This window comes from Streptomyces sp. NPDC101490 (genome assembly GCF_044767145.1).
In the GTDB taxonomy this organism is placed as follows: domain Bacteria; phylum Actinomycetota; class Actinomycetes; order Streptomycetales; family Streptomycetaceae; genus Streptomyces.
In genome coordinates, this window is the sequence record NZ_JBIWNI010000053.1 from 1 (window position 1) to 3,569 (window position 3,569).

Below are 3,569 nucleotides of genomic sequence, written 5' to 3' on the forward strand. Positions count from 1 at the left end.
ATGGTACTGCAGGGGGGACCCTGTGGGAGAGTAGGACGCCGCCGAACAATTTTTAGCCTCAGCCCCTGGACTCTGTCCGGGGGCTGAGGCATTTCTGCGTTCCTGACGTGCTTTGCGCCCCCTGTGCGCGGGGGTGTCGTGGCTGAAGGTAAGGTCAGGGGGCATCGTCCGTACGTTCCCAGCAGGAGGCCCCCGGGTGGAGGTCCAGGAGACTCGCGTTCAGACCGACCGGGTCCTCACCATCCCCAATATTCTCAGCATGGCGCGCCTCGTCGGTGTGCCGCTGTTCCTGTGGCTGATTCTCCGTCCGGAGTTCGGCGGTCCGAAGAGCGACGGCTGGGCACTGCTCGTGCTGGCGTTCAGCGGTGTCAGCGACTACCTCGACGGCAAACTGGCCCGGCGCTGGAACCAGATCAGCAACCTCGGCCGGCTGCTCGACCCGGCCGCCGACAGGCTGTACATCCTGTCGACCCTCGTCGGACTCACCTGGCGCGAGATCCTGCCGTTGTGGCTGACAGCCGCCCTGCTGGCGCGTGAGGTCATGCTGCTGGTCATGGTGGGAATCCTCCGCAAGCACGGTTACCCGCCGCCGCAGGTGAACTTCCTCGGGAAAGCTGCGACTTTCAACTTGATGTACGCCTTCCCGTTGCTGCTTCTCAGTGACGGAACGGGCTGGCTTTCGTCACTCGCTGAAGTTTTCGGGTGGGCCTTCGCCGGATGGGGTACAACTCTGTATTGGTGGGCAGGGATCCTCTACGTGGTCCAGGTCCGTCGACTCGTGAAGGCGGATACCGAGGCCGATTGAGCCCGTACCTCCTGTGCCGAGCAGTGTCGCCGGCAACGACGAGGATGTCCGAGGGCCTCTGAGCGGACAGGTGAAGTCGGCAGGACCGTCGTCTCTTCAAGGAGGACGCTTCCGACATGAAGGCCGTCGTGATGGCCGGTGGCGAAGGAACCCGACTTCGCCCCATGACTTCGAGCATGCCCAAGCCTCTGCTGCCGGTGGTGAACCGGCCGATCATGGAGCATGTCCTACGACTGCTCAAGAGGCACGGTCTCAACGAGACCGTCGTCACCGTGCAGTTTCTCGCCTCCCTCGTCAGGAACTACTTCGGCGACGGCGAGGAGCTCGGCATGGAGCTCACGTATGCCAACGAGGAAAAGCCACTCGGTACAGCGGGAAGTGTGAAGAACGCCGAGGAGGCGCTGAAGGACGACGCCTTCCTCGTCATCTCGGGGGACGCGCTCACCGATTTCGATCTCACCGATCTGATCGCCTTCCACAAGGAGAAGGGCGCCCTGGTCACGGTCTGTCTGACCAGGGTTCCGAATCCACTGGAATTCGGGATCACGATCGTCGACGAAGAGGGAAAGGTCGAGCGGTTCCTGGAGAAGCCGACCTGGGGGCAGGTCTTCTCGGACACGGTCAACACGGGCATCTACGTGATGGAGCCCGAGGTCTTCGACTATGTCCAGGCGGACACCTCCGTCGACTGGTCGGGAGATGTCTTCCCCCAGTTGATGAAGGAAGGCAAGCCGATCTACGGCTATGTCGCCGAGGGCTACTGGGAGGATGTCGGCACCCATGAGAGCTATGTGAAGGCACAGGCCGACGTCCTGGAGGGCAAGGTCCAGGTCGACATCGACGGCTTCGAGATCTCACCGGGCGTATGGGTCGCGGAAGGCGCCGAGGTGCACCGTGACGCCGTGCTGCGCGGACCGCTCTACATCGGTGACTACGCCAAGGTCGAGGCGGACGCCGAGATCCGTGAGCACACGGTCATCGGCTCCAACGTCGTGGTCAAGAGCGGAGCCTTCCTGCACAAGGCCGTCGTCCACGACAACGTCTACATCGGTGAGCAGAGCAATCTGCGCGGCTGTGTGATCGGGAAGAACACCGATGTCATGCGGGCCGCCCGGATCGAGGACGGAGCCGTCATCGGGGACGAGTGCCTCATCGGCGAGGAGTCGATCGTCCAGGGCAACGTCCGTGTCTACCCCTTCAAGACGATCGAGGCGGGCGCCTTCGTCAACACCTCGGTCATCTGGGAGTCCCGGGGACAGGCACACCTCTTCGGGGCCCGGGGAGTGTCCGGCATCCTCAATGTGGAGATCACCCCCGAGCTGGCGGTCCGGCTCGCGGGGGCGTACGCCACGACCCTGAAGAAGGGTTCGACCGTCACTACGGCCCGGGACCACTCCCGGGGCGCGCGGGCGCTGAAGCGGGCGGTGATCTCGGCGTTGCAGGCCAGCGCCATCGATGTACGGGATCTGGAGAACGTGCCCCTGCCGGTGGCGCGGCAGCAGACCGCCCGGGGGAGTGCCGGTGGCATCATGCTGCGGACCTCGCCCGGTGTGCCGGACTCCGTGGACATCATGTTCTTCGACGAGCGCGGGGCCGACCTCTCGCAGGGCGGGCAGCGCAAACTGGACCGGGTGTTCGCGCGGCAGGAGTACCGGAGGGCGTTCCCCGGAGAGATCGGTGACCTGTCCTTCCCGGCCAGCGTGTTCGACTCGTACACCGGTTCTCTGCTGCGGAACGTGGACACCTCCGGTATCGCCGAAGCCGGGCTGAAGGTCGTCGTGGACGCGTCCAACGGCAGTGCCGGTCTCGTCCTGCCCAGTCTGCTCGGGCGGCTCCAGGTCGATTCGCTGACGATCAACCCCGGTCTCGACGAGTCGAGGCCCACCGAGTCGGCCGAGAGCCGACGGGCGGGGCTCGTACGGCTGGGGGAGATCGTGGCGTCGGCGCGGGCCGCGTTCGGTGTCCGTTTCGACCCGGTGGGGGAGCGGCTCTCGCTGGTGGACGAGCGGGGGCGGATCATCGAGGACGACCGGGCGCTCCTGGTGATGCTGGACCTGGTGGCGGCCGAGCGGCGGTCGGGACGGGTCGCGCTGCCCGTGACGACGACCCGGATCGCCGAGCAGGTGGCCGCGTACCACGGCACTCAGGTGGAGTGGACGACGACCTCGCCCGACGACCTCACGAGGGTCGGCCGTGAGGAGTCGACGATCTTCGGTGGTGACGGTCGGGGCGGGTTCATCGTGCCCGAGTTCAGCAGCGTCTTCGACGGCGCCGCCGCCTTCGTGCGGCTGATCGGGCTCGTGGCGCGGACCCAGCTCACGCTCAGCCAGATCGACGCCCGGATTCCCCGGGCGCACGTCCTCAAGAAGGACGTCCCGACGCCGTGGGCGGTGAAGGGTCTGGTGATGCGCCGGGTGGTGGAGGCCGCGGGAAGCCGTTCCGTCGACACCACGGACGGGGTGCGGGTGGTCGAGGCCGACGGCCGGTGGGTGATGGTGCTGCCGGACCCCGCCGAGGCCGTCACCCATCTGTGGGCGGAGGGGCCCGACGACGCCTCCGCCCAGGCGCTGCTCGACGAGTGGGCCGAGGTGGTCGACAGCGCAGGTCGCTGAGCTGAGGACACGGTCGTGGGGGGGGGGGGGCGCGGGGGGCCCCCCCCCCCGGGGGGGGGGGCGGGGGGGGGGGGGGGGCGGGCGGGGGCCCCGGGGGGGCCGGGGGCCCCCCCCCCCCCCCCCGCGGCCCCCGCCCCCCCCCCCGGGGGCCG

Annotated in this window: 2 protein-coding genes; both read left to right on the forward strand. The window is 67.7% G+C overall.

What is annotated here, in order from left to right; genetic code table 11:
• Positions 1-196 precede the first annotated feature (196 nt).
• Entirely contained in the window at positions 197-805 is a 609-nt protein-coding gene (locus ACIRQY_RS35610; protein ID WP_366445632.1) for a CDP-alcohol phosphatidyltransferase family protein, read from the forward strand.
• A gap of 116 nt (positions 806-921) precedes the next feature.
• Complete coding sequence (locus tag ACIRQY_RS35615) at positions 922-3,417, forward strand: mannose-1-phosphate guanyltransferase (RefSeq protein WP_351795265.1); 2,496 nt, start codon at positions 922-924, stop codon at positions 3,415-3,417.
• Positions 3,418-3,569: the final 152 nt, after the last annotated feature.